The following is a 24,992-nucleotide window of genomic DNA, read 5'->3' as shown; positions in this document are numbered from 1 at the left end:
CGTTTTGTTTTGGGGTATGCGCCGCGTGCGGCGCGCGGCTTAGGCGCCGAACGCCGCCTTCGCCAGCAGCCCGCACGCCACGCAGACGAGCACGGCCGCGAAGCCGGCCTGCACGTGCCGCGCGGACAGGTGCCGGGACGCGCTGCGGCCGACGGCCATCCCGAGCGCGGTCGCGACCGTGAACCATAGCATCATGTCGAGCGGCGCGCGCGTGCCCGACACGAGCGTCGCGAACACGCCGCCGGTGCCGACCAACGCGATCACCATCAGCGACGTCGCGACCACGCCGTGCATCGACACGTTCGTGAACTTGCGCAGCATCGGCACGATCACGAAGCCGCCGCCGACGCCCAGCAGCCCCGTCATCAGTCCCGTCACCGCGCCGGTCGACGCGAGCGCGACGCCGACCGGCCAGGACCACACGAGCCGGCCGGTATCGGGATTCACGCGACCGACGCACAGCGGCGATTCGGCCGTGTCGCCGGGCGCGTTGCGCAGCGCCTGCCGTAGCAGGCGGCCCGCGACGACCAGCATCGTCAGCGCGAACAGCGCCAGCAGCACGCGCTGCGGCAGCACGTGCGCGAGCCGCACGCCGAGCGTCGTGAGCGGCACGCCGGCCACGGCCATCAGCAGCGCCGCGCGATAGCGCACGAGCCCGCGGCGAAACCCTTCGAGCGCGCCGAGCGCGGCGCTGCCCGCGACCGCGACGAGCGCGACGGGCGTGGCTTGCTGCATCGGCCAGCCCATCCCGGCGACGAGCGCGGGCACCGCGAGAATGCCGCCGCCCGCGCCGGTGAGGCCGAGCACGGCGCCGACGAAGCCGCCGAGTACGAGGGAAATCAGCATGATGTCAGCGGGTTCCGGTCAACGGGCGATCGCGGGCTTCGCGAGCCATTCGCGGCCCTTGAGCATCGCCTTCCAGTAGAGCGGCGGCAGCACGCGCTCCTTGAGCAGCCACGCGAGCCGCGACGGGCGCTTGCCGTCGATCAGCCACGCGGGGAAGGTCGGCGCGACCTTGCCGCCGTACAGGAATTCGGCGAGCACGATCTTGCCGCGCTCGACGGTGAGCGGGCACGATCCGTAGCCGTCGTACGCGGCGTTGCCGTGTGCGCGGCCCAGCGACGCGAGCAGGTTGTGCGCGACGACGGGCGCCTGCTTGCGTGCGGCCGCGGCGGTTTTCGCGTTGGTCGTGTTGGTGACGTCGCCGAGCGCGAAGATGTCCGCGTGCCGCTTGTGCCGCAGCGTCGCCGGATCGACGTCGATCCAGCCGGCCGCGTCGGCGAGCGGGCTCGCGCGCACGAAATCGGGCGCCTTCTGCGGCGGCACGACGTGGATCATGTCGAACGCCCGCTCGACGGTTTCGGTGCCGCCGTCGGGCAGCGCGCGTGTGAACGTCGCGCGTCGCGCCGGCCCGTCGATCGCGACCAGGTTGTGGCCGAACGACAGCGCGATGTCATAGCGTTTCACGTATTCCATCAGCGCGGGCACGTAGTCGGCGACGCCGAACAGCGCGCCGCCCGCATTCAGGAACTCGACGTTCGCGGCGCCGAGGCGCCCCGTGCGCCGCCAGTGATCGCACGACAGGTACATCGCCTTTTGCGGCGCGCCCGCGCACTTGATCGGCATCGGCGGCTGCGTGAACAGCGCATTGCCGCCGCGGAACGCCTGCACCAGTTCCCACGTGTACGGCGCGAGATCGTAGCGATAGTTCGACGTGACGCCGTTGCGGCCGAGGGTTTGCGCGAGGCCGTCGATCGCGTGCCAGTCGAGCTTGAGCCCCGGGCACACGACCAGCCTCCGGTAGCCGATGCGCCGGCAGCCGTCGAGCACGACCGCGTGCGCGTCGGGTTCGAAGCCGGCGACCGCCGCCTGGATCCATGTCACGCCGCGCGGCAGCAGGTCGGCCATCCGGCGCGCGGTCGTGTCGGGCCGGAACACGCCCGCGCCGACCATCGTCCAGCCCGGCTGGTAGTAGTGGGTATCGGCCGGATCGATCACCGCGATATCGAGCGACGCGTCGCGCGCAAGCAGGCTCGACGCGACCGCGACGCCGGCCGCGCCCGCGCCGACGATCACGATGTCGTGCCGCGCGTCGACGGCCGGTGCGGCCTGATCGACGCCTGGCGCCACGCGTTGCGCAAGACGCGGCGCGAGCGCGCCGAGGTCGTAGCCGGCCGCGGCGGCGCTCGCGACGATGTCGCCGGCCGGGCGTCGGCCCGCCTGCGACAGCGCCCACAGCGTCGCCGAACGCGTGCCGCTGCGGCAGTACGCGAGGACCGGGCCGGCGAGCGTCGCGACGAGCGCGCCGAACTGCGCGGCCTGCTCGTCGGTGACCTTGCCGGTATCGACGGGCAGGTAATGCACGGCGATGCCGAGCGGCGCGGCGGCGGCGCGGATCTCGGCGACGGTCGGTTGGTCGGCGCCTTCGCCGTCCGGACGGTTGCAGACGATCGCGCGGATGCCCGCCGCGTGCAGCGCGGGCAGGTCGGTCGCGGCGATCTGGGGCGAGACCGACAGCAGGTCGGTCAGCGGGCGGATGGTCATGTCGGGGTTCTCCGGTCGGGGCGGCGGCTCAGATCGCGTCGAGCGGGATCTTCAGGTAGCGCACGCCGTTGTTTTCGGGCTCGGGCAGGTGGCCGGCGCGCATGTTGACCTGCACGGACGGCAGCATCAGCACGGGCATGTCGAGCGTCGCGTCGCGCGCGGTGCGCATCGCGACGAAATCGTCTTCGGTCACGCCGTCCTTCACGTGCACGTTCGCGCGGCGCTGCTCGGCGACCGTCGTCACGAACTGCACGTCGCGGCCGCCCGGCTGGTAGTCGTGGCACAGGTACAGGCGCGTGTCGGGCGGCAGGCCCAGCACCCGTGCGATCGAGCGGTACAGCGTGCGTGCGTCGCCGCCGGGGAAGTCGCAGCGGGCGGTGCCGTAGTCGGGCATGAACAGCGTGTCGCCGACGAATGCCGCGCGCTGCGTCGCATCGTCGACGCAGTAGGTCAGGCAGGCGGGTGTATGGCCCGGCGTATGCAGCGCGCGGATCGTCAGCGCGCCGAGCGCGAGCGTGTCGCCGTCGTCGAGCAGGCGATCGAACTGGCTGCCGTCCTGCGCGAAGCCGGGGCCGGCGTTGAACAGCGTGCCGAACACGTGCTGCACGCGGCGCACGTGCGAACCGATCGCGATCCGGCCGCCGACGTGCGCCTTCACGTACGGCGCGGCCGACAGGTGGTCGGCGTGCACGTGCGTTTCCAGCAGCCAGTGCACGGTCGCGCCGAGTTCGGCGACGCGGGCGATCAGCCGGTCGGCGCTGGCGGTGCGCGTGCGTCCGGACTTCGGGTCGTAGTCGAGCACGCTGTCGATCAGCGCGCACGCGCGGCTCGCGGTATCGAGCAGCAGATAGCTGACGGTGTGGGTCGCCGGGTCGAAAAAGCCTTCGACCGACAGCATGGGGGCATGGCTCACGGGATGTCCTCGATCGGGTTCTGCATAGGCAATCGGCAATCCCATGTTCAAGAAGCGTGCCAATCCGCGCCGCGAGGCGGGTCGATCCGGCAGGTACTTGATTCGGTTCGGATTTTCGGCGCGATCGCGATGCGTCGCAGGCACGGTCGGCGAATGGCAACCAGCGCGGACTGCCATGTCTGGCAGTGTCGTGGCAGAATTGGCAGTCCGCCTGGCAGTTCGTCCGGCGATCCGTTCTCTCGTCTCCCCATGAATCCGCACGACACCATTCCGATCGTTCCCGCGCCGTCGCGCACCGTCATGCCCGACGTGCGCGCGCTCGTCGCATATCTGGAACAGGATCCTCAGCCGATGATCGTCCTCGATCCCGACTACCGCATCCTCGCGGCGAACGATGCGTACCGGCGCCAGTTCGGCGTGGCGGGCGTCGAGCACGTCGGGCGGCACTGCTTCCAGGTGTCGCATCACTACGACGTGCCGTGCGACCAGGCCGGCGAGCATTGCCCGATGAAGCAGGCGCTCGAGTCGCGCAGCCTGAACCGCGTGCTGCACATTCACCATACGCCGCGCGGCCCCGAGCACGTCGACGTGGAATTGCGGCCGATCTTCGACGCGCGCGGCGACGTGATCGCGTACGTCGAGCGGCTGACGACGGTGCGCAGCGCGTCCGCGCAGCCCAGCGCGGAAGGGCTCGTCGGCGGCGCCGACGCATTCAATGCGGCGCTCGGCGCGCTGCAGCGCGTCGCACCGTCGATGCTGCCCGTGCTGCTGCTCGGTGAATCGGGTACCGGCAAGGAATTGTTCGCGCGGGCGCTGCACGAGGCGAGCGCGCGCGCGATGGGGCCGTTCGTGGTCGTCGATTGTTCGGGCATCGCCGAGACGCTGTTCGAGAGCGAACTGTTCGGCTACGAGAAGGGCGCGTTTACCGGCGCGAACCAGCGCAAGCCGGGCCTCGTCGAGACCGCGCAGGGCGGCACGCTGTTTCTCGATGAAATCGGCGACGTGCCGCTGCCGATGCAGGTGAAACTGCTACGGCTGATCGAGTCGGGGACGTTCCGGCGCGTCGGTGGCGTCGAGGCGCTGCGCGCGGATTTCCGGCTCGTCGCGGCTACGCACAAGCCGCTGCGCGAGATGATCGACGACGGCCGGTTCCGGCAGGACCTGTACTACCGGATCAACGCGTTTCCGATTCCGCTGCCGGCGCTGCGCGAACGGCAGGGCGACGTCGCGCTGCTGGCCGAATCGATCCTGCGGCGCATCGCGAACGCGCGCGGCAACGCGGGCGACGCGAGTGCGCGGCCGTTCGCGGCCCGGCCATTTGTGCTGACCGAGCGCGCCCGCGCGTGCCTCGATGCGTATGCATGGCCCGGCAACATCCGCGAGCTGCGCAACGTGCTCGAACGCGCGTGCCTGTTCGCGGACGACGGCACGATCCGGGTCGAGCACCTGCCGGCCGAACTCGTCGCGGCGGCAGCGGCGCCGCAGGAGCGTGACGCGGACGCGCGCGGCCTGTCGGACGCGGAGCTCGTGCGCATCGCGCGCACGTTCGACGGCACGCGCAAGGCGCTGGCCGAGCACGTCGGGATGAGCGAACGGACGCTGTACCGGCGGATGAAGGCGCTCGGCCTCGGCTCGCGCGAGCGCTGAACGGTGGGGCATGGCTGGTGGCGGCGCGCGGCTTTGTCGATAATGGCGCGTTCGATTCCACTGCCATCGCCGATGAAAAGACCTTTCCTTTCGCGTTGCCTGTTGCTTGCAGTCGCAGCGCTGGCCAATCCGGCCCGGGCCGCCGACTACACGTGGACCGATGCGGCCGGCGCGCATGCGGTGACGCTGGCCCGAACCGCGTCCGGCGATGACGTCGAGCTCAAGGTGTCGGCGTCGCTCGACGGCCGGCCCGACTGGACCGTGCGCGACTATGTGAAGGCGTGCACGGTCGATGTGATCCTCGACGTCGTGCCCGCATCGATCGAGATGCGCGACCTGCTCGGCAATGGCCGCAAGCAGTTCCTGTTTGCCTACAGGATCGGCTGCCGCGGCGACGTCAGCGCCGACCAGGTCAAGTACTTCCTGATCGACGCCGGCACGAAATACGTGTTGCGCGGCGAGGAAACCGTCACGGTCAAGGGCAAGTTCATGGACGGCGGCGCGGCGCCCGTGCCGAATGCGGACCTGAAGGCCCAGCCCGTGTTCCTCCGCTACATGACGAAGCACTGGCGCGGGATCAGCGTGCGCGACTACGAGTAGGCGGCCGCCGGGCCGTTGTGGGCGATACGGGCGGGCGGCCGACACCAGCCGAGCATGCTGCACAATAAGAAATCACAATTGAACGACAATTAATTATCGTTTTACGATAACTATCGACGTACAATCGACGCTCGTTCATTCGACGTCGAGGACTTCACATGCATTCCGATCGCATTGCCCGTATCAGCCAGCAGATGGCTACCGTCACGCTGGGGTTCATCGTCGGCATGCTGGTGCTCAACGCCGCGTGCTGGGCGTTTCCGTCGCTGAACGGGGCCTCCGGGCCCGGCCTCGTGTTCGGCCTCACCGATTCGGTGATCTCGAACCTGCGCGTGGACGTCGCCGCCTTCCCGTGGTGGCAGAAGGCCGTCGGCATCCTGCTGTCGAGCGTGCCGCTGATTGCGCTCGCAAACGGCCTGCGGCATCTGCGCGCGCTGTTCCGCACCTACGCGCGCCGCGACTATTTCTCCGTGCAGGCGGCCGGCCACCTCGGCCAGACGGGCCGTGCGATCGGCCTGTGGGTATTGCTGAGCCTGTTGTGCGAGCCGCTGCTGAGCATGTGGGCGACGCTGCGCGAACCGGTCGGCCATCATGTGGTCACCATCGGCTTCAGCTTGCCGTATGTGGTCGCGCTGTTCACCGCGGCGTGCATCGCGGTCATCGCGCACATTCTCCGGCAGGCGAGCGAGCTCGACGCCGAGCATCGGCAATTCGTCTGAGGCGCGCGATGACGATCGTAGTCAGGCTCGATGTGATGCTCGCGACGCGCAAGGTCCGCTCGAAGGATCTCGCGGCGGCCGTCGGCATCACCGAACAGAATCTGTCGCTGCTCAAGCAAGGGAAGGTCAAGGGCATCCGCTTCGCGACGCTCGAAGCCATCTGCCGCTATCTCGACTGCCAGCCCGGCGACCTGCTCGCGTTCAGCGATGACGGTGTCGGCGAGCCGGACTGACACATCGCCGCCGCGACGTGTCGAGACGGTGGGGTGCCGTCGGCCGCGCATCGTCGCGCTGGCCGTCGCAGTCTCCGTATCGATTCACCTGCTCGGATGGTTCGTGCTGCAACAGGCATCGACGGCTACCGGCCTGAAAGCCGGGGCGCCGCCCCGGATCACGCTGCGTGTCGAGCTGATCCCCGCGCAACCCACGCCCGCGGAGCGCGCGCGTGACGCCGGGCGAACCGGCCCGATCGTGGGTGAGGGCGGAGTCGAGCGCGCCGTGCGATCGACGAAACGATCCGCCGCGGTTGCAACGTCGCGCATGACGATGCGGTCGACTTCGGAGGTGGCGGGCGTTTCGCATCGGCAACGCGAGACACCTGCCGGCGCAATCGCAAACCGACTTGAAAATCATCCCGAGACCGCATCCAGCCCAGACCTCGACTGGCGTCGCGATCTGGATGCAATCGGCTCGCGGCATGCAGCGGCGCGCAGTCCGGCGCAGGCGGCGGTCGGTGCATTGGGCGCGTCGTCCGGCGGCTCGGCGGCGAGCCGCGACACCGTCGACGCGAGGCTGGCCGACGGCATGTCGGACGCCCGTCGCGCCGACTGCCGGCACGCCTATTCGGGCGCGGGCCTGCTCGCATTGCCGATGCTCGCACTGGATGCGGTTCGCGACACCGGCTGCAAATGGTGAAACGGGCGGCATGCGGGAAACCCGCGTGCCGCCCGCACCTTCATGCGCTCAACACGCTCAGCGCGCAGGCGCAAGCTGCGCCATCGCGTCGCGCACGAAACCGAGCAGCGTGTCGTCGGTCCACGAATCCTTCGTCAGCGCCGGCTCGTTCATCAGCGCGTGGCGAAACTTGGCGTGCGTGGCCGGATCGTGGCCCGCGTAGCTGCAGAACAGATCGAGCCAGCGCTGCGCGAGCGCGCGGCCTTGCGGCGAATCGGGCGTCGCGCCCGCGTCGATCGCGTCGCGCACGTCGGCCATCAGTTGCGGCCATTCCATCGCGCGTTCGCCGTAGTGCGCCCGCATGAAGCGGATCTCGTCCGGCGCGAGATACTTCTCGAAAATGCGCATTTTCGTCTCCGCCGTCGCGCGCAGCACATAGTCGCGCAGCGCGGTCGAAATGCCGATCTTCGACTGCATCGCCGGTTCCCGTTCGTGCATCAGGTTCAGCTTCGCGAGCAGCCGCGGGTCGTTGTTCGTGTCGCGCACGAGCAGCGCCATCCAGCGCGCGGCGAGCGCACGCACGCGCTCGTCCTCGGGCGGCACGCCCGCGTCGTGCAGCGCACGGACCTCGCCGATGAGCGAAATCCATTCCGCGTCGCCCGCCTGGCTCTTCTGGTACATCGGCATGCGCGCGAGTTCTTCCTCGGAAAAATATTTGTCGTACACGGTCATCAACTCCAGTGTGGTGAGCCAATCGGCCAGTTCCGGCTCCGTGCCCGCCGCGAGCTGCGCGTGCAGGCTCACGAGGCGCTCGCGGAGCTGCGCGGTCTGCGCGAGCTGACGGTCGAGCAGCGCGATCTGCTTCGAGATGAGATCGACGAGCGGGGTGGTGCCGGGCTGGTTCAGGTGGTCGCCGATTTCGGCGAGCGACAGTCCGAAGCGACGCAACGCCTGGATCTGGTGGAGCCGGGCGATGTCGTGGCGGTCGTACAGCCGGTAGCCGTTGTCGGCGCGCGCCGAAGGCGTCAGCAGACCGATCGCGTGATAGTGATGAAGCGTGCGGACGGTCAGCCCGCTGCGTTTCGCCAGTTCTCCCACTTTCAGTCGCATTCGTTCCTCCGTTCGGTGCGCACACTGGAGTCTCGAACGTTACGCTACGTGAGGGTCAAGCGGAAGATCGCGGATCGGCGCGCGGGATGGCCCCGCGCGCCGTGCGCCTGAAGGAAACCGCGCGTTATTGGGGGGACGGCGGCGAAGGTGGTGACGGCGGCGCATCGGGCGCGGCCGTGCGCGCCTGGGTGGCGGGGGCGTCGTGAGCCGCGTTGCCGGGATTGCCGGCTTGGTCGGTTTTCACGGCCTTGCCGACGCCGACGCCCGCGCCGTCGACCGGCGGCGTGCCCATCGCCTGGTAAAGCCGTGCGGTATCCGCGAACCGTGCGCCGGTCGCGCGAAGCTCGTCGAGCCGCGCATTGCGGTACTGCAGTTCGCTCGCGCGCGCGGCCGACGGCGGCAGCGCGCCGAGCCGCACGCGGGCGGCCGCGTCGTCGTACGCGCCGCGCGCGGAAAGCGCGGCGTGCGACGACGCGTCGAGCGCCTCAGCATCGTGCTCGAGCGCCGCGAGCGAATCGGCGACGTTCTGGAATGCGCCGAGCACGGCCTGCTTGTACTGATCGACCGCGGCCTCGTAGGTCGCCTTCGCCGCCCGACGCTGGGCGAGCAGCGCACCGCCGTGGAAGATCGGCTGGCTCAGCGACGCGCCGACGTTCCAGATCGAACCGGCGCCCGACAGCATCGTCGGCCAGCTGAAGCCGCCTTTGCCCATCGCCGCCGACAGCGACAACTGCGGAAACATCTGCGCGGTCGCGAGGCCCACTTCGGCCGCGGCCGCCTTCAGCCCGGCGTCGGCGGCCTGGATGTCCGGGCGGCTTTGCAGCAGATCCGACGGCACGACGACGGGCACCTGCTCCGGCAAGTGCAGATCGGCGAGCGCGAGATCGGCCGGCGGCCGGTCGGGCGTGCGGCCGACCAGCACCGCGAGCGCATGGCGGGCCGAGTCGCGTTGCTGGCGCAATGCGGGCAGGCTCGCCGCGAACGTGTCGGCGCTTTGCCGCGCACTCAGCGCGTCGCTGCGCGACGCCGAACCGAGCGCATGGCGGCGTTCGGCGTCGTGCGCCTGATCGTTCGCGAGCGCGACGAGCCGCTCGGTCGTCTCGATCTGCGCATTGAGCACCGCCACGGTGATCGACGTGGTGACGATGTTCGCGGCCAGCGCGCGCCGGGCGGATTCGAGCTGGAACGCACTGACGTCGACGCGTTTCGCGAGCGCGCGATTCGCGAAGCGCGACACGCCGAACAGGTCGATCGTGTAGCTCGCCTGCAATTGCCCGACGAACGTGTCGTACAGCAGCGTCGGCGCGCCGAGGGCGGGAATCGGCACGCCGAGCGCGCGCTGGCGCGTGGCCTGGGCGCCCGCGTCGATCGACGGCAGCATCGAGCTGCCGATCTGCCCGCGCAGCTGCTCGCGCGCGGCATCCAGCGAATGCGACGCCGCGCCGAGCGTCGGGCTGTTGCGCAGCCCTTCGTCGACGAGCGCGTTCAGCGCATCGGAACGGTACTGCGTCCACCAGTCTGGTACCGGCTGCGCGCCGACCTCGAACTGCTGCGCGACGCCTTGCGCGGCGACGGTCTGCTGCGATTGCGGCGTCGCGCCGTAATGCGCGGGCGACGGCATCGCGGGCGGCTCGCCGCTCGGCGCGAACCATGCGCAGCCGGCCAGCGGCCCGGCGAGGCTCGCGGCCGCGAGCGCTCGCGCGGCCTTGGTTTTCAGGTTCATCGACAGTTCCATGGTCAGGCTCCCGACGGCGCGGCAGGTGTGCCGTCGTGCGGCGGTTCGTGCGGGTCGCGTTCGTCGCGCTTCACGCGGAACCACGCGGCGTACAGCGCGGGCAGGTAGAACAGCGTCAGCACGGTCGCGCTCGTGATCCCGCCCATCAGCGCGGTCGCCATCGGCCCGAAGAAGTTCGAGCGCAACAGCGGGATCAGCGCGAGCACGGCGGCCGCGGCCGTCAGCGTGATCGGACGGAAGCGCCGCACGGTCGCGCCGACGATTGCGTCGAGGCGTCCGTGGCCGGCCGCGATGTCCTGCTCGATCTGGTCGACCAGAATCACCGAGTTGCGCATGATGATCCCGAACATCGCGATCACGCCGAGCATCGCGACGAAGCCGAACGGCTGGCCGAACAGCAGCAGCGTGCCGACCACGCCGATCAGCCCGAGCGGCGCGGTCAGCACGACCATCAGCACGCGCGAGAAGCTCTGCAGCTGGATCATCAGCAGTGTGAACACCGCGATCGCCATCAGCGGCATCTGCGCATTGATCGACTTCTGCGCTTTCGCGCTTTCCTCGACCGACCCGCCGATGTTGATCTGGTAGCCGACCGGCAGTTGCGTGCGCAACGCATTCAGCTTGCCGTCGATCGTATGCGTGACGTCGATGCCCTGGGCGCCGGCGCGTACGTCGGACTGCACGGTGATCGTCGGCTGGCGGTCGCGCTCCCACACCACGCCGTATTCGAGTGCCGGCGTGAAGCGGCCGAGCGAGCCGAGCGGCACGGGGCCGTTCGGCGTCGGCAGCGCGAGGCCCGCGAGCTTCGCCGGGTCGACACGGTCCGCACGCGGTGCGCGCAGGTCGACCGCGATCAGCTTGTCGCGTTCGCGATACTGGGTGACGGTCGTGCCCGACAGCGTCATCGCGAGGAAGCTCGACACGTCCTGCGACGTCACGTTCAGCTCGCGCGCCTTCTTCTGGTCCAGCTCGAAGCGCACCGAGCGCTCGGCCGGCTCGTCCCAGTCGAACTGCACGTTCACCGTGCGCGCGTCGCCGCGCATCGTCGCCGCGACCTTCTCGGCGATCGATCGCACCGTCGCGATGTCGTCGCCGCTCACGCGGAACTGCACGGGGTAGCCGACGGGCGGGCCGTTCTCGAGCCGCGACAGGCGCCAGCGCACGGCCGGGAACTGGTCGCGCAGCGTGGTTTCGAGCCAGGCGGCGAGCTTCTCGCGATCCTTGACCGATTTCGCGGTGACGACGAACTGCGCGAAGTTCGGCAACTGCAGCTGCTGGTCGAGCGGCAGGTAGAAGCGCGGCGCGCCGCTGCCGACGAAGTTCACCGAATGATCGATCTCGGGCCGCTTGTCGAGTATTTTCTCGAGGCGCTCGGTCTCGCGCAGCGTCGCCGCGAACGACGCGCCTTCGGGCAATCGCACGTCCACGAGCAGCTCGGGGCGATCCGAGCTCGGGAAGAACTGCTGCGGCACGAGCGAGAAGCCCATCAGCGCGACGACGAAGAGCGCGCCGGTGATCAGCAGCACGACGAAGCGCCGCTCGATGCACCAGTCGACCCAGCCGCGCAGCCGCTGGTAGAAACGCGTGTCGTAGATGTCGTGCTCGTGATCGTCCGGCAGGTGGGCTTCGTGCGCGTGCTTCTTGCGCTCGGGCAGCAGGTGATAGCCGAGCAGCGGGATCAGCACGACGGCCGCGAACCACGACGCGATCAGCGCGATCGCCGACACCTCGAAGATCGAGCGCGTGTACTCGCCGGTGCTCGACTTCGCGAGTGCGATCGGCAGGAAGCCCGACACCGTGACGAGCGTGCCCGTCAGCATCGGGAACGCGGTGCTCGTGTACGCGAACGCGGCGGCGCGCGCGCGGCTGTAGCCCTGCTCGAGCTTCACGGCCATCATCTCGACCGCGATGATCGCGTCGTCGACGAGCAGCCCGAGCGCGAGCACCAGCGTGCCGAGCGACACCTTGTGCAGCCCGATGTCGAACAGGTACATGAACAGGGCGGTCACGGCGAGCACGACCGGAATCGAGATCACGACGACCATCCCGGTGCGCAGGCCGAGCGACACGAGGCTCACGACCAGCACGATCGCGACGGCTTCGGCGACGGCTTCCAGGAAATCGTCGACCGAATGCGCGACCGCGTGCGGCATGCTCGACACCAGCGTCAGCTTGAGGCCCGCCGGCAGCTGCGCCTGCAGGTCCTTCGATTCCGCATCGAGCGCGTTGCCGAGCCGGATCACGTCGCCGCCCGGCTGCATCGTCACGCCGATGCCGAGCACGGCATGGCCGTTTGCGCGCATCTGCGTGACGACCGGATCGTCATAGCCGCGCTTCACCGTCGCGAGATCGCCGAGCCGGAACGTGCGGCCGTTGATCCGGATCAGCGTGTCGGCGATCGCCGCGACGTTGTCGAACTGGCCGCTCGGCCGCACGAACACGCGATCGTCGGCGGTCGTCAGCACGCCGGCCGACGAGATGTCGTTCTGCGCGTTGATGGCCTGTCCGAGCTGCTGCGGCGAGATGCCGAGGCGCGTGAGCTGCGTGTTGTCGGCCTCGATGAAGATCCGCTGGTCGGGGTCGCCGAAGTAGTCGACCTTGCCGACGCCCGGCACGCGCAACAGCACGGTGCGCAGCTGGTCCGCATAGTCGTGGAGCTGCGCGGGCGTGAAGCCGTCGCCTTCGAGCGTCCAGATGTTGGTGTAGACGTCGCCGAACTCGTCGTTGAAGAACGGGCCCTGCACGCCGGGCGGCAGCGTATAGCCGATGTCGCCGACCTTCTTGCGGATCTGGTACCAGGTCTCGGGCACGTCCTTCACGGGCGCCGCGTCCTTCATCGTGAAGAAGATCAGCGATTCGCCGGGCCGCGAATAGCTGCGCAGGAAGTCGATGGCCGGCGTTTCCTGCAGCTTGCGGCCGATCCGGTCGGTCACCTGTTCCTGCACCTGCCGCGCGCTCGCGCCGGGCCAGAACGTGCGGATCACCATCACGCGGAACGTGAACGGCGGATCCTCGGATTGCGCGAGCCGCGTGTACGCGAGGATGCCCGCGAGCGTCGCGAGCGCGATCAGGTAGACGACCAGCGCCTGGTGGCGCAGCGCCCATGCCGACAGGTTGAAGCGGCCTTCTTCGCGGGGGCCGCTCATGACGCGAAGTCCTGCGGGTGCAGCGGCGCGACCGGCCGCACCTTCTCGCCCGCGCTGACCGTGTGCACGCCCTGCAGCACGACGCGTTCGCCAGGCTGCAGCCCGTGCGACACGGTGACGGTGCGTTCGTTGAAGCGTGCGACGTCGACGCGGCGCAACTCGAGCGTGTCGTCCTTGGTGCGCACGACCCACACGGCCGGCTGCGGGCCGTCGTGGAACAGCGCGGTCGCGGGCAGCGTGATGCTCGGCGCGTTGCCGGCAACCGGTGCGCCGTCGAACGCGACGTTCGTGGTCATCCCGAGGCGGACGGCCGGATCGGGCGCGGCGAGCGTGAGCTTCACGCGATAGGTGCGGCTCTGCGGATCGGCGGCCGGCGCGATCTCGCGCACCTTCGCGGCGAACTGGCGGCCGGGCAGCGACGGCAGCGTGACGCTCGCCGCATGGCCGGGCGTGAGCGACGCGAGCGCGGCCTCGGGCACGTCGCTGACGACGTCGACGTCGCCCGACCACGCGAGCTGGTAGACGGCCTGGCCGGCCGAGACGTTCTGGCCGGTGTCGGCCTGTTCCGCGGTGATGGTGCCCGCGTGATCGGCGACGAGCGTCGCATAGCGGAGCTGGTTCTTCGCGAGCGCGAGCTGCTGCTGCGCCTGGTCGCGCTGCGCGAGCGCCGACGTGTAGCTGTTCTGGGTCTGTTCGAGCTGCGCGGTCGCGATCAGGTTCTCGCGCGCCTGTGCGCGGTCGCGCTCGAGCTGCTGCTTCGCGAACGCGAGGCTGTGCGTCGCGGCATCGAATTGCGCCTGCGCACTCGCGGCGTTCTTCTCGACGTCGGACGGATCGAGCAGCGCGACGACCTGGCCGGCCTTGACCGTATCGCCGAGCCGCACCTTGCGCTCGATGATCTTGCCGGCGATGCGGAACGACAGCGGCGTCGCATAACGGGGCTGGATCTCGCCGGGCAGCGTGGTCGCGACCGCGGCGCCGTCGGCGTGCACGGGCAGCGCGACGACCGGGCGCGGCGCGGGCGGCGCGGCTTCCTTCGGATGACAGGCGGCAAGGACGAGCGCGGTGCCGATCAGCAGCACGGCGCGGGAACCGGAGCGATTCACGAAACCCCCAGATCAGGTGAGAGCGGAACGAAGCCGGCAAGCGCGATGGGCGCTTGCCCCGAGTGGCGCCGGGTGGGCGCGCACGGACAGTGCCGAACGAAGTCGTTCGGAAACTGCGGCGAATTCTAATACACACCTGTATCTGAATGCAAAGATGAATCCGAAAGGGGGTTGATGCTAGACTGCGCGCCATGAAACCACAGCGCTTAACTCGCGAGCAGAGCCGGGACCAGACGCGCGAACGTCTGCTGAAAGCCGCGCACCGGATTTTTCTGAAGAAAGGCTATGTTGCCGCGAGCGTCGAGGACATCGCGGCGGCCGCCGGCTATACGCGCGGCGCGTTCTACTCGAACTTCCGCAGCAAGTCGGACCTGCTGCTCGAGCTGCTCGAGCGCGACCATGACTCGGTGCGGGCCGATTTCGAGGCGATCTTCGAGGAGGGCGGGCCGCGCGAGCAGATGGAGTCGACGGCGCTCGCGTACTACAGCACGCTGTTTCGCGACGACGAGTATTCGCTGCTGTGGGGCGAGGCGAAGCTGCAGGCGGCGCGCGACGCGAAGTTTCGCGTGCGCTTCAACCAGTTCCTGCACGGCAAGCGGCTGCAGATGGCCGAGTTCATCCAGCGCTTCGCCGAGCGCGCGGGCACGCCGCTGCTGCTGCCGGCGGACACGCTCGCCTTCGGGCTGATGTGCCTGTGCGACGGCGTGCAGTCGTATTACACAGCCGATCCGCAGCACGTGTCGGCCGACGCGGCCGAAGCGGTGCTGGCGGGGTTCTTCGCACGGGTCGTGCTGGGTCGCGAGCCGGGCTGAACGCTCAGGCGGCGGGCGGCACGGCCGACCAGGAATGCGGCGGCGCGGCTCGCCTAATGCGTCAACGCTCGCCGGTCATCCGCCGGTACGCATCGAGCAGCGACGTCTTGTAGACGACCCCCGCGAGCGTCGGCTCGGCTTCGCTTTCGATCACCGGCAGTCGTTCGCCCTGGAACGCCATGAAGCGTTCGAGCGCGGTCGCGAGCGGCATGTCGGGCGTGAGCAGCGGAAACGGCGTGTGCGCGTAGTGCGCGGCCGTCTTGTCGGTCGTGTCGCGCTTGTCGAGCAGGTCGGACGTGATGTCCTTCAATGCGACCGCGCCGCGAAAGCGCCCGGCGTCGTCGGTCACGTACAGATACTTCACCGGATATTCGAGAAATACGCGCGTCATGTCGGCGACGCTCGCGGCGAGCGGCACGACCGTCTGCGCGGGCTGGATCAGTTCGCGCATCTGCGTGGTGCGCAGCCGCAGCCGTTCCTGCGCGTCCTGGTGGTGGCGCAGCGTGATCTCGTACATCGACGTCGTGCCGGTCGCGCGCGCGACGAAATACGCGAACACGCACGACACCAGGAGCGGCAGCACGACCTGGTAGCTCAGCGTCATCTCGAAGATCATCAGGATCGCCATGAGCGGCGCCTGCGTGGCGCCGGCCATGAACGCGCCCATCCCGACCATCGCATACGCGAAGTACGCGGACGTGTGGCCGGGCCACAGCGCGTTCATCGCGAGGCCGAACAGCGAGCCGAACACGGCGCCGACGAACAGCGTCGGCGTGAACACGCCGCCGACCGCGCCCGAGCCGGCCGTCGCGGCGGTCGCGATCACCTTGAACACCAGCACCGCGACGAGCGCCTGCCAGGTCCACGGCGAATGCAGGATCTGGTTCACGACGCTGTAGCCGTTGCCCCACACGTCCGGAATCCACACCGAGATCACGCCGACCACGAGGCCGCCGAGCGCGAGCCGCACCGGCAGCGGCACGGGCAGCCGCTTGAACTGGTTCTTCGACGCATCGAGCAGATGCAGGAACTGCGGCGCGAGCACGCCGCACAGCGCGCCGAGCACGACGAACAGCAGCACCTCGGGGCCCGTCACGGCCGGGAACACCGGCATCTCGTACGGCGGCCGGTAGCCGGCGAATTCCCGCATCACGATGTTCGCGACCACGGACGCGACGACCATCGGCCCGAAGCTCTCCATCGCGATCGTGCCGAGCACGATTTCGGAGATGAAGAACGCGCCGGCGATCGGCGCGTTGTACGCGGACGTGATACCGGCCGCCGCGCCGCATGCGACGAGCAGGCGCAGGCGCGGCGGGTCGAAGTGCACGAAGCGGCCGACCAGCGACGCGGCCAGCGCCGCGAGCTGCACCATCGGGCCTTCGCGGCCGATCGAGCCGCCGCTGCCGATCGTCAGCAGCGACGACACGCTGCGCCACAGGCTCTGGCGCACCGGCACGACGCCGTCGCCGAGCGCGACGGCTTCCATGTAGTCGGTCTTGGCGGCCTTGCTGTCGCCGCGCGTCGCGAGCAGCAGCACGCAGCCGGCCAGGAAGCCGCCCGCGGCCGGCATCCAGAAGCGCACGTACCACGGCAGGCTTCTCGCCATCTGCACGAAGCTGCCGCTGTGCCCGGAGATCAGGTGCTGCATCAGGTCGATGCCTTCGCGGAACGTCATGGTGGCGAAGGCGCCGCCGACGCCGACGACGGCCGACCAGATCAGCATCGTATGGGCGTCCGACAGGCGGAACAGCGTCTGGGCGCGAGTGCGCAGCTTCAGCAGGAACGAGAGCACGGCTGAAAGAGATTGATGAAGGGGACGAAGGAAAACGACGCGAAGCATAGCACTGCGCCGCGCCCGCGGGACCTTCCCGTCGGGCGCGGCGCGTGTCGCGGCGTGGATGCGCGGCTCAGCCAAGGCAGCGCTGCACGGCCCAGGTGATCCCGTAGCCGCCGGCGATCAGCCAGACGTACAGGATCAGGCCGGTGGTCAGGGCGCGGGGGCCGGCTTCGCGGATCTGCGACACGCGGGTCTCGATGCCGAGCGCGGTCATCGCCATCGTCAGCGCGAAGGTGTCGAGCAGGTTCAGCGTATGCGTGACATCGGCGGGCAGCACGTTCAGCGAATTGACGATCACGAAGCCGAGGAAACCGAGCGCGAACCACGGCACCGCCACCTTGCGTTTGCCTTGCGCGCCGTCGGCGCTCGCGCTGGCCGAGCGGGCGGAGCGGGCGAGCCACCAGCCGAGCGTGAGCAGCACCGGCACCAGCAGCATCACGCGGGTCATCTTCACGATGGTCGCGACGTGCGTGACCTGCGGGCTGATGTCGCTCGCCGCGCCGACCACCTGCGCAACCTCGTGGATCGTGCCGCCGAAGAACAGGCCGAGGCCGGTCGGGTCGAGGCCGAGCAGGCCGGCGTGATACGCGAGCGGGTAGAGGAACATCGACAGCGTGCCGAACAGCACCACGCTGCCCACGGCCATCGCGCTCTGGTGCGGCTTCGACTGCAGCGTCGACTCGAACGCGAGCACGGCGGCCGCGCCGCAGATCGCGCTGCCGGCGGCGGTCAGCAGCGCCGCGTCGCGATCGAGCTTCATCACCTTCATGCCGACCCAGGTGCCGATCACGAGCGTGCTGACGACGACCAGCACCGATACCGTCAGGCCGGGTAGGCCGACCTGCGCGATTTCCTGCAGGCTCACGCGCAAGCCGAAGAACGCGACCGCGATGCGCAGCAGCTTGCGCGCGGAAAAGTTGACGCCGGCCGCCCAGCTCGCGGGCATGCCGTCGCGCAGTGCGTTGCCGTACAGCGCGCCGGCGACGATCCCGACGATCAGTGGCGACAGGCCGAGCCCGGCGATCGCCGGCAGTTCCGACAGGCTCGTGACGGCGGCGGCGAACAGCGCGACGAACAGCACGCCGTTCAACTGGCCGCGCATCGACGGCGCGGCGTGGCTGAGATGGGGGGCAGGAGCAGTGGACATGAAGGGCACCGTGGCGAAGCAGGTTGCGATGGCTTAATCCTAATTTGGATATATCGATATGAAAAATTGTGATTTGTGACGTAAACTATCCGGAAAGCCGATAATTCACTCCCATGACCCCGGATCAACTGATAACGTTCGCGGCCGTCGCCGAACATCTGAACATCAGCCGTGCTGCCGTGGCGTTGCATCTGTCGCAGCCGGCCGTATCGGGCCAGCTACGCCTGCTGCAGGACGAGTTCGGCGAGCTGCTGTACCAGCGCGACGGGCGCGGCATCCGCCTGACGCCGGTCGGCGAACAGCTCGCGGAGTACGCGAAGGCGCAGCGCGACACGTTCGCGCAGGCGCGCGCGTTTCGCGACGCGGTGCGCGGGCTCGACGCCGGCACGCTGCGGATCGGCGCGAGCACGACGCCGGCCAGCTACCTGCTGCCGTACCTGATCGCGGCGTTCCAGCCGCGCGTGCCGCGGGTAACGATCCAGACGATGAGCGGCAACACGGCCGACGTGGTCGCCGCGCTCGCGTCGCTCGACATCGCGATGATCGAAGGGCCGCCCGGCGAGGCGCTGCCGCCCGGCACCGCCGTGCATGCATGGCACGAGGACGAGATCGTCGCGGTCGTGCCGGCCGGCCATCCGCTCGCCGCGCCGGAGTACGAAGCCGGCGTCACGCTCGACGCACTCGCCGCGCATCCGCTCGTGCTGCGCGAGGAGGGCTCCGGCGTGCGGCAGCTCGTCGAACGCGCGTTCGCGCACGGCGGCGCGCCGATGCGCGTCGCGTTCGAGATCGCGGGCGTCGAGGCCGTGAAGGAGGCCGTGCGCGCGGGGATGGGCGTCGGGTTCGTGTCCGCGATGTCGCTGCGTCACGAGGAGGCGGCGCTCGTGCCGCGTTCGCTGGCCCCCGCGCCGCTCACGCGCCATTTCTCGATCCTGGTGCCGCACGGCGCCGCGCCGTCGCGTGTGGCCGCCCGGTTCCTCGACATGAGCCTCGCGCGCGACGTCGGATAAGCAGCCGAACCCTTGCCGGCAACGCCGGACGCCGCTGCGCGGCCCACCGGATTCGCGCGGCCGCCAGCCTTAGGGATTTCCTCTATGGTGTGCACCCGCAGCGAAGCGCACCATCCGTCTCAAGCAAATGGAACCGGTTCCATTCCGGTAAAAAAAGGGCAGAAATGGCAGACATCGTGATCGTGGCGAGCGCATTCGGGATGGACCGCGTGCGCCAGGAGGGCCACCGGGCATTTCTCGCGACCGCGGCGGCATCCGGCGCGACCGGCTTCGAGGTGCGCCGCGAGCTGTTCGCATCCGACGACGACGCGACGCCCGCCACGCTGGCCGAACTCGGCACGGCACTCTCCGCACACGGGCTGTGGTCGGTCTATTCGACGCCGGCCACGTTGTACACGGAAGCCGGCGCGCTCGACGCCGACGCGCTGCGCGACACGCTTCTGGAGGCCGATGCGCTCGGCGCGCGCTTCGTCAAGTTCCAGCTCGGCGGCTTTGCCGGCGACGCGCATGCGGCGGAAATCGTCGCGCTGTCGCGCGGTGCGCGTGCCCGCGTGGTAGTCGAGAACGGCCAGTTGCCGATCGGCGGTGCGCTCGCGCAGTTTCGCGGGCTGTTCGATGCGCTCGCCGAGGCCGGCACGCCGGATGCACTCGGCATGACGTTCGACATCGGCAACTGGCAGTGGCCGGGCGAAGCGCCGCTCGCGTGCGCGCACGCGCTCGCGCCGCATGTGGAATACATTCATTGCAAGGCCGTCGTGGGCGACGGCGCGCGCCGCTTCGCGGTGGCGCCCGCGCCGGGCGATCCGCTCGTCACGGGCGTGCTCGCGGCGCTGCCGCAAGCGGTGCCGCGCGGCATCGAGTTCCCGTTCGATGCGGCCGACCTGGCGGGCGATGCCGGGCGGCGCGTCGCGTGGCTCGCCGCCGCGTGACGCCGGAAGGATACGGAGGAATGCACTCATGAAAGCAGCACTCGATGTCGTGACCTACGGCGAAGCGATGGCGATGTTCGTCGCCGCCGAGCCGTGCCACCTCGCGCACGCCGCGCAATTCACGAAGCGGATCGCGGGCGCGGACCTGAACGTCGCGATCGGCCTGTCGCGGCTCGGCTTCCGGGTCGGCTGGATGAGCCGGGTCGGCCGTGATTCGTTCGGCACCTACGTGCTCGACACGCTCGCGCGCGAAGGCATCGACGCGTCGTGCGTGACCGTCGATCCGCGCTATCCGACCGGCTTCCAGCTGAAGTCGCGCAACGACGACGGCAGCGACCCGACCGTCGAATATTTCCGCAAGGGCTCGGCCGCGAGCCACCTGTCGTGCGACGACTACGTCGCCGATTACGTGCTCGGCGCACGGCACCTGCACCTGACGGGCGTCGCGCCGGCGATCTCCGCGACCTCGTGCGAGCTCGCGTTCCAACTGGCGCGCGAGATGCGCACGGCCGGCAAGACGATCTCGTTCGACCCGAACCTGCGCCCGAGCCTGTGGCCGTCCACCGACGTGATGGCGAAGACGCTGAACGCGCTCGCGACGCTCGCGGACTGGGTGCTGCCGGGGCTCGCCGAAGGGCGGCAGCTCACCGGGCACGACACGCCGGCCGACATCGCGGGCTTCTATCTGGCACGCGGCGCGCGCGGCGTGGTGATCAAGCTGGGCCCCGAAGGCGCGTATTTCCGCACGGCCGACGGCCGCGCGGGCACGGTGGCGGGCGAGCGTGTCGCGAAGGTGGTCGACACGGTCGGCGCCGGCGACGGCTTCGCGGTCGGCGTGGTCAGCGCGCTGCTGGAAGGGCGCTCCGTCGAGCAGGCGGTCGCGCGCGGCAACCGCATCGGGGCGCTCGCGATCCAGGTGATCGGCGATTCGGAAGGCCTGCCGACCCGTGCGGCACTCGATCAGCTCGAAAACGTCAGCAATCGCGCCGATCGCTTAGAGGAAACCGTCACCGCGCAATGAGAGGCCGGACACGGCACAATCCGCGGACCCATTTCGTGCTTCACGCACGGTTTTGCATGAGGCCGGACGAGGCGACCAGACGCCGAGGCCGGTCGATTCCCGACAGGACGGGAGCGGAGCCAGGCGACTCGCCACTCCAACCTATCTAGGAGACATTCTGATGGCAGCCAATCTCGCAGTCCGACGCTGGTGGACGATCATGCCGATCGTCTTCATCACCTACAGCCTTGCCTACCTCGATCGCGCGAACTACGGGTTCGCGGCGGCGGCCGGCATCAACCAGGACCTCGGGATCAGCAAGGGCCTGTCGTCGCTGATCGGTGCGCTGTTCTTCCTCGGCTACTTCTTCTTCCAGATTCCGGGCGCGATCTATGCGGAGCGCCGCAGCGTCAAGAAGCTCGTGTTCGTCAGCCTCGTGCTGTGGGGGGCGTGCGCGGCACTCACGGGCGTGGTCGCCGACATCCCGTCGCTGATGGTGATCCGCTTCGTGCTCGGCGTGGTCGAGGCGGCCGTGATGCCGGCGATGCTGATCTACATCAGCAACTGGTTCACGAAGAGCGAGCGCTCGCGCGCGAACACGTTCCTGATCCTCGGCAACCCCGTCACCGTGCTGTGGATGTCGATCGTGTCGGGCTATCTGGTGCACGAATTCGGCTGGCGCCACATGTTCATCGCCGAAGGCGTGCCGGCCGTGATCTGGGCCGTGTGCTGGTGGTTCCTGGTGCAGGACAAGCCGGCCGATTCGCCGTGGCTCACCGCGCAGGAAAAGCGCGACCTCGACGCCGTGCTCGCGGCCGAGCAGGCGGCGATCAAGCCGGTGCGCAATTACGGCGAGGCGTTCCGTTCGCCGGCCGTGATCAAGCTGTGCGCGCAGTACTTCTGCTGGAGCATCGGCGTGTACGGCTTCGTGCTGTGGCTGCCGTCGATCGTGAAGAACGGCTCCGAGCTCGGGATGGTCGCGACCGGCTGGCTGTCGGCGCTGCCGTACCTCGCGGCGACGATCGCGATGCTGGTGGCGTCGTGGGCGTCCGACAAGGTCGGCTCGCGCCGCGGCTTCGTGTGGCCGTTCCTGCTGATCGGGGCGGCCGCGTTCGCCGCGTCGTATGCGCTCGGCTCGTCGCATTTCTGGATCTCGTATGCGCTGCTGGTCGTCGCGGGCGCCGCGATGTATGCGCCGTACGGCCCGTTCTTCGCGATCGTCCCGGAACTGCTGCCGAAGAACGTCGCCGGCGGTGCGATGGCGCTGATCAACAGCATGGGCGCGCTCGGCTCGTTCGTCGGCTCGTATTTCGTCGGCTATCTGAACGGTGCGACCGGGTCGCCCGTCGCGTCGTATGCGTTCATGAGCGCCGCGCTCGTCGCCGCGGTGATCCTCACGCTGTCCGTCAAACCCCAGGCGCGCGATGCGCATCCGCTCGCGGCGCCGCTGCAAGGAAAATGAAAACGATGAAGCCTCGTATCGTCGCGTACAAGCCGTTGCCCGATGATGTTCTCGCGTACCTGCGCGAGCATGCGGACGTCGTGCAGGCCGACGGCCCCGCCGCGCTCGCCGATGCGTTGGGCGACGCGCACGGCGCGATCGGCGCGAGCCTGAAGGTCACGCCGCAGATGCTCGATCGCGCGCCGAAGCTGAAGGCCTGGTCGACGATTTCGGTCGGCTACGACAACTTCGACGTCGCGGATCTCACGCGGCGCGGGATCGTGCTCGCGCATACGCCCGACGTGCTGACCGAATCGACCGCCGACACCGTGTTCTCGCTGATCCTGGCCTCCGCGCGGCGCGTGGTCGAACTGGCGGAGTGGGTGAAGGCCGGCCACTGGCATCGCAGCATCGGCCCCGATCTGTACGGCACCGACGTGCAGGGCAAGACGCTCGGCATCGTCGGGCTCGGACGGATCGGCGGCGCCGTCGCGCGCCGCGCGGCGCTCGGATTCCGGATGCAGGTGCTGTACACGAACCGTTCCGCGCACGCCGAAGCCGAGACGCAGTACGGCGCGCGCCGCGTGACGCTCGACGAGTTGCTCGCGCAGTCGGATTTCGTGTGCCTGCAGGTGCCGCTGTCGCCGCAAACGCATCACCTGATCGGCGCGGCCGAATTCACGAAGATGAAGCGCGGCGCGATCCTGATCAACGCGTCGCGCGGGCCGGTGGTCGACGAGGCCGCGCTGATCGACGCGCTGCGCGCCGGCACGATCCGCGGCGCGGGGCTCGACGTGTTCGAGAAGGAGCCGTTGCCGGCGGATTCGCCGCTGCTGCGGATGAACAACGTGGTCGCGCTGCCGCATATCGGCTCGGCGACGCACGAGACGCGCCATGCGATGGCGCGCTGCGCCGCGGAAAACCTGGTCGGCGCGCTGGCCGGCACGCTGCGCAGGAATCTCGTCAATCCCGACGCGCTCGCGCACGCTTGAGCGGCGCTGGCTGGCCGGCGGGGCTGCAGGCGCGGTTAGAGTCGATGATCTTGGTGCGGGAGGGCAGGCTGCGTTATGATCGCCCGCTCGTTGCATCGATGACCCGGCCACGCGGCCGGCAGCGTTCGACGACGGGCATCCGTGCCAGGTCCGGTGCGGCCGATCGCCGTGCGTGCCAGGCGACCGGGGCGGGCGCGAGTGCGCCGGCTTCGGGCGAGCGCGCGGCACGGGATCGGCGGCGTCGGCCCGGTGGCTTTCGTATCCAACAACAAAGGTCCGTCCGCACACGAAGCGGCGCGGATCGTACGTCGCGAGGCACGACTTGAGCGATTCGCAACCTTCCACGCAGCGTCCCGCGACGATCAGCGACGTCGCACGCGAAGCCGGCACGGGCAAGACCAGCGTTTCGCGCTATCTGAACGGCGAGACGCACGTGCTGTCCGCCGATCTGCGCCAGCGGATCGAGACGGCGATCGCGCGCCTGAACTACCGGCCGAACCAGATGGCGCGCGGGCTGAAGCGCGGCCGCAACCGGCTGCTCGGCATGCTCGCGGCCGACCTGACCAATCCCTACACCATCGAAGTGCTGCAGGGCGTCGAGGCCGCGTGCCACGCGCTCGGCTACATGCCGCTCATCTGTCACGCGGCGAACGAAGTCGAGATGGAGCGGCGCTTCCTGCAGCTGCTCACGACCTATCGGGTCGAGGGGCTGATCGTCAACGCGCTCGGCGCCGAGGAAGACGTGCTGCGCCCGCTGCGCGGCGCCGGCATCCCGGCGGTGCTCGTCGACCGGACGGTCGAGGGCTTCGAAGCGGACCTGATCGGGCTCGACAACACCGATGCGATCGAAACGGCGCTCGCGCATCTGGTCGCGCGCGGCTTCGATGCGATTCATTTCGTCGTGCAGCCATTCGAGCGCGTCAGCTCGCGGCGCCTGCGCGAGGCCGCGTTCCGCGCGGCGCTCGGCGCACGCGGGCTGCCGGTGCCACCGACGGTCGTGCTCGACCTGAACGAGCCTGCGGCCGCCGCCGCGGCGCTCGCCGACCTCGACGCGCGCCTTGACGACGCGACGCGACGCGGCGTGCGGGCGGCACTGTTCGCCGCGAACGCGCCGGTCGCGCTCGCGATCGCGCGCCACTTGCGCGCGCGTTTCGGCGCGGCATGGCAGGAAAAGGCCGCGCTGCTGTCGATCGACGATCCGGAATGGGCCGAACTGATCGGCATCACGACGATCCGCCAGCCGACCTACGAGATCGGCTACAAGGCCGTCGAATTCGTGCACGAGCGCATCGACGGCGCGGCCGGCGACGTGCGCGTCGCGATGCTGCCCGGCGAGCTGATTGCGCGCGCGTCGACCGCAAGCTGAGTATCATTCGGGGCACGCAGCGCGCCAGGTGCGCTGCCCCGAAC

General features: G+C 69.5%; 21 protein-coding genes. 12 read left to right on the top strand and 9 right to left on the bottom strand.

The genetic code is table 11. From position 1 onward, the window contains the following. Window positions 1-39 precede the first annotated feature (39 nt). From BAMB_RS08420 to BAMB_RS08410, 3 genes are read right to left on the bottom strand one after another with little or no spacing between them, the layout of a single operon-like run. Complete coding sequence (locus BAMB_RS08420; RefSeq protein ID WP_011656953.1) at window positions 40-846, bottom strand: sulfite exporter TauE/SafE family protein; 807 nt, start codon at window positions 844-846, stop codon at window positions 40-42. An 18-nt stretch (window positions 847-864) separates the two neighbouring features. Next, entirely contained in the window at window positions 865-2,544 is a 1,680-nt protein-coding gene (locus BAMB_RS08415; RefSeq protein WP_011656952.1) for a bifunctional protein tyrosine phosphatase family protein/NAD(P)/FAD-dependent oxidoreductase, read from the bottom strand. Between the two features lie 28 nt (window positions 2,545-2,572). Further along, window positions 2,573-3,442 carry an MBL fold metallo-hydrolase gene (locus BAMB_RS08410; protein WP_011656951.1) on the bottom strand — a complete coding sequence of 290 codons (870 nt, stop codon included), beginning with the start codon at window positions 3,440-3,442 and terminating at the stop codon, window positions 2,573-2,575. Between the two features lie 264 nt (window positions 3,443-3,706). Between BAMB_RS08410 and BAMB_RS08405 the strand changes: the two genes are divergently transcribed. From BAMB_RS08405 to BAMB_RS08385, 5 genes are all read left to right on the top strand, one after another. After that, window positions 3,707-5,104: a sigma-54 interaction domain-containing protein gene (locus BAMB_RS08405; protein WP_011656950.1), complete on the top strand. Its 1,398-nt coding sequence runs from the start codon at window positions 3,707-3,709 to the stop codon at window positions 5,102-5,104. A 72-nt stretch (window positions 5,105-5,176) separates the two neighbouring features. Beyond that, window positions 5,177-5,704, top strand: a complete 528-nt coding sequence (locus BAMB_RS08400) for a M949_RS01915 family surface polysaccharide biosynthesis protein (protein ID WP_041491356.1) — start codon at window positions 5,177-5,179, stop codon at window positions 5,702-5,704. Window positions 5,705-5,862: 158 nt separating this feature from the next. Then, the gene (locus BAMB_RS08395) at window positions 5,863-6,423 is read left to right on the top strand and encodes a DUF2975 domain-containing protein (protein WP_011656948.1); all 561 of its coding nucleotides are present in this window, start codon (window positions 5,863-5,865) and stop codon (window positions 6,421-6,423) included. A gap of 8 nt (window positions 6,424-6,431) precedes the next feature. Beyond that, on the top strand, window positions 6,432-6,656 hold the full coding sequence (locus BAMB_RS08390) for a helix-turn-helix domain-containing protein (protein ID WP_011656947.1): 225 nt from the start codon (window positions 6,432-6,434) through the stop codon (window positions 6,654-6,656). Further along, complete coding sequence (locus BAMB_RS08385; protein ID WP_011656946.1) at window positions 6,631-7,338, top strand: hypothetical protein; 708 nt, start codon at window positions 6,631-6,633, stop codon at window positions 7,336-7,338. Before BAMB_RS08390 ends, BAMB_RS08385 begins: the two co-directional genes overlap by 26 nt. Window positions 7,339-7,395: 57 nt before the next feature. Here BAMB_RS08385 and BAMB_RS08380 read toward each other — a convergent pair whose 3' ends face one another. The 4 genes from BAMB_RS08380 to BAMB_RS08365 form a co-directional block, all read right to left on the bottom strand. Beyond that, window positions 7,396-8,427: a MerR family transcriptional regulator gene (locus tag BAMB_RS08380; protein ID WP_011656945.1), complete on the bottom strand. Its 1,032-nt coding sequence runs from the start codon at window positions 8,425-8,427 to the stop codon at window positions 7,396-7,398. A 124-nt stretch (window positions 8,428-8,551) separates the two neighbouring features. Continuing rightward, window positions 8,552-10,162, bottom strand: a complete 1,611-nt coding sequence (locus BAMB_RS08375) for an efflux transporter outer membrane subunit (RefSeq protein WP_011656944.1) — start codon at window positions 10,160-10,162, stop codon at window positions 8,552-8,554. A gap of 2 nt (window positions 10,163-10,164) precedes the next feature. After that, window positions 10,165-13,308, bottom strand: coding sequence for an efflux RND transporter permease subunit (locus BAMB_RS08370; protein WP_011656943.1), 3,144 nt, complete (start codon window positions 13,306-13,308; stop codon window positions 10,165-10,167). Then, window positions 13,305-14,414, bottom strand: a complete 1,110-nt coding sequence (locus BAMB_RS08365) for an efflux RND transporter periplasmic adaptor subunit (RefSeq protein ID WP_011656942.1) — start codon at window positions 14,412-14,414, stop codon at window positions 13,305-13,307. The genes BAMB_RS08370 and BAMB_RS08365 overlap by 4 nt, the downstream gene beginning before the upstream one ends. Window positions 14,415-14,605: 191 nt before the next feature. Here BAMB_RS08365 and BAMB_RS08360 point away from each other — a divergent pair, with 191 nt between their 5' ends. Beyond that, on the top strand, window positions 14,606-15,226 hold the full coding sequence (locus BAMB_RS08360) for a TetR/AcrR family transcriptional regulator (protein ID WP_011656941.1): 621 nt from the start codon (window positions 14,606-14,608) through the stop codon (window positions 15,224-15,226). Window positions 15,227-15,287: 61 nt separating this feature from the next. On the opposite strand, the gene BAMB_RS08355 is transcribed toward BAMB_RS08360, so the two are convergent. Further along, window positions 15,288-17,021: a ClcB-like voltage-gated chloride channel protein gene (locus tag BAMB_RS08355; RefSeq protein WP_041491179.1), complete on the bottom strand. Its 1,734-nt coding sequence runs from the start codon at window positions 17,019-17,021 to the stop codon at window positions 15,288-15,290. A gap of 115 nt (window positions 17,022-17,136) precedes the next feature. Continuing rightward, on the bottom strand, window positions 17,137-18,213 hold the full coding sequence (locus BAMB_RS08350; RefSeq protein ID WP_011656939.1) for a YeiH family protein: 1,077 nt from the start codon (window positions 18,211-18,213) through the stop codon (window positions 17,137-17,139). 113 nt (window positions 18,214-18,326) lie between these two features. Between BAMB_RS08350 and BAMB_RS08345 the strand changes: the two genes are divergently transcribed. The 6 genes from BAMB_RS08345 (at window position 18,327) to BAMB_RS08320 (ending at window position 24,948) form a co-directional block, all read left to right on the top strand. Further along, a complete protein-coding gene (locus tag BAMB_RS08345; RefSeq protein WP_011656938.1) occupies window positions 18,327-19,220 on the top strand; it encodes a LysR family transcriptional regulator in 894 nt (297 codons plus the stop codon). Between the two features lie 164 nt (window positions 19,221-19,384). Beyond that, a complete protein-coding gene (locus tag BAMB_RS08340) occupies window positions 19,385-20,149 on the top strand; it encodes a sugar phosphate isomerase/epimerase family protein (RefSeq protein WP_011656937.1) in 765 nt (254 codons plus the stop codon). 28 nt (window positions 20,150-20,177) lie between these two features. Beyond that, complete coding sequence (locus tag BAMB_RS08335; RefSeq protein WP_011656936.1) at window positions 20,178-21,170, top strand: sugar kinase; 993 nt, start codon at window positions 20,178-20,180, stop codon at window positions 21,168-21,170. 160 nt (window positions 21,171-21,330) lie between these two features. Further along, window positions 21,331-22,611, top strand: coding sequence for an MFS transporter (locus BAMB_RS08330; protein ID WP_011656935.1), 1,281 nt, complete (start codon window positions 21,331-21,333; stop codon window positions 22,609-22,611). Window positions 22,612-22,616: 5 nt separating this feature from the next. Then, a complete protein-coding gene (locus BAMB_RS08325) occupies window positions 22,617-23,582 on the top strand; it encodes a bifunctional glyoxylate/hydroxypyruvate reductase B (protein WP_011656934.1) in 966 nt (321 codons plus the stop codon). Window positions 23,583-23,904: 322 nt separating this feature from the next. Beyond that, complete coding sequence (locus BAMB_RS08320) at window positions 23,905-24,948, top strand: LacI family DNA-binding transcriptional regulator (protein WP_011656933.1); 1,044 nt, start codon at window positions 23,905-23,907, stop codon at window positions 24,946-24,948. The last annotated feature ends 44 nt before the right edge of the window (window positions 24,949-24,992 follow it).

The sequence above is a fragment of the Burkholderia ambifaria AMMD genome, from assembly GCF_000203915.1.
Lineage (GTDB): Bacteria > Pseudomonadota > Gammaproteobacteria > Burkholderiales > Burkholderiaceae > Burkholderia > Burkholderia ambifaria.
Note: the sequence above shows the minus strand (reverse complement) of the source record. Positions and strands in the feature narration are given on the sequence as shown.

Coding starts and splice junctions, on each gene's coding strand:
- BAMB_RS08390 (WP_011656947.1), top strand. CDS start 6,432: ATGACGATCGTAGTCAGGCTCGATGTGATGCTCGCGACGCGCAAGGTC.
- BAMB_RS08415 (WP_011656952.1), bottom strand. CDS start 2,544: ATGACCATCCGCCCGCTGACCGACCTGCTGTCGGTCTCGCCCCAGATC.
- BAMB_RS08340 (WP_011656937.1), top strand. CDS start 19,385: ATGGCAGACATCGTGATCGTGGCGAGCGCATTCGGGATGGACCGCGTG.
- BAMB_RS08395 (WP_011656948.1), top strand. CDS start 5,863: ATGCATTCCGATCGCATTGCCCGTATCAGCCAGCAGATGGCTACCGTC.
- BAMB_RS08345 (WP_011656938.1), top strand. CDS start 18,327: ATGACCCCGGATCAACTGATAACGTTCGCGGCCGTCGCCGAACATCTG.
- BAMB_RS08400 (WP_041491356.1), top strand. CDS start 5,177: ATGAAAAGACCTTTCCTTTCGCGTTGCCTGTTGCTTGCAGTCGCAGCG.
- BAMB_RS08370 (WP_011656943.1), bottom strand. CDS start 13,308: ATGAGCGGCCCCCGCGAAGAAGGCCGCTTCAACCTGTCGGCATGGGCG.
- BAMB_RS08325 (WP_011656934.1), top strand. CDS start 22,617: ATGAAGCCTCGTATCGTCGCGTACAAGCCGTTGCCCGATGATGTTCTC.
- BAMB_RS08385 (WP_011656946.1), top strand. CDS start 6,631: ATGACGGTGTCGGCGAGCCGGACTGACACATCGCCGCCGCGACGTGTC.
- BAMB_RS08410 (WP_011656951.1), bottom strand. CDS start 3,442: ATGCTGTCGGTCGAAGGCTTTTTCGACCCGGCGACCCACACCGTCAGC.
- BAMB_RS08330 (WP_011656935.1), top strand. CDS start 21,331: ATGGCAGCCAATCTCGCAGTCCGACGCTGGTGGACGATCATGCCGATC.
- BAMB_RS08335 (WP_011656936.1), top strand. CDS start 20,178: ATGAAAGCAGCACTCGATGTCGTGACCTACGGCGAAGCGATGGCGATG.
- BAMB_RS08375 (WP_011656944.1), bottom strand. CDS start 10,162: ATGGAACTGTCGATGAACCTGAAAACCAAGGCCGCGCGAGCGCTCGCG.
- BAMB_RS08350 (WP_011656939.1), bottom strand. CDS start 18,213: ATGTCCACTGCTCCTGCCCCCCATCTCAGCCACGCCGCGCCGTCGATG.
- BAMB_RS08360 (WP_011656941.1), top strand. CDS start 14,606: ATGAAACCACAGCGCTTAACTCGCGAGCAGAGCCGGGACCAGACGCGC.
- BAMB_RS08420 (WP_011656953.1), bottom strand. CDS start 846: ATGCTGATTTCCCTCGTACTCGGCGGCTTCGTCGGCGCCGTGCTCGGC.
- BAMB_RS08380 (WP_011656945.1), bottom strand. CDS start 8,427: ATGCGACTGAAAGTGGGAGAACTGGCGAAACGCAGCGGGCTGACCGTC.
- BAMB_RS08405 (WP_011656950.1), top strand. CDS start 3,707: ATGAATCCGCACGACACCATTCCGATCGTTCCCGCGCCGTCGCGCACC.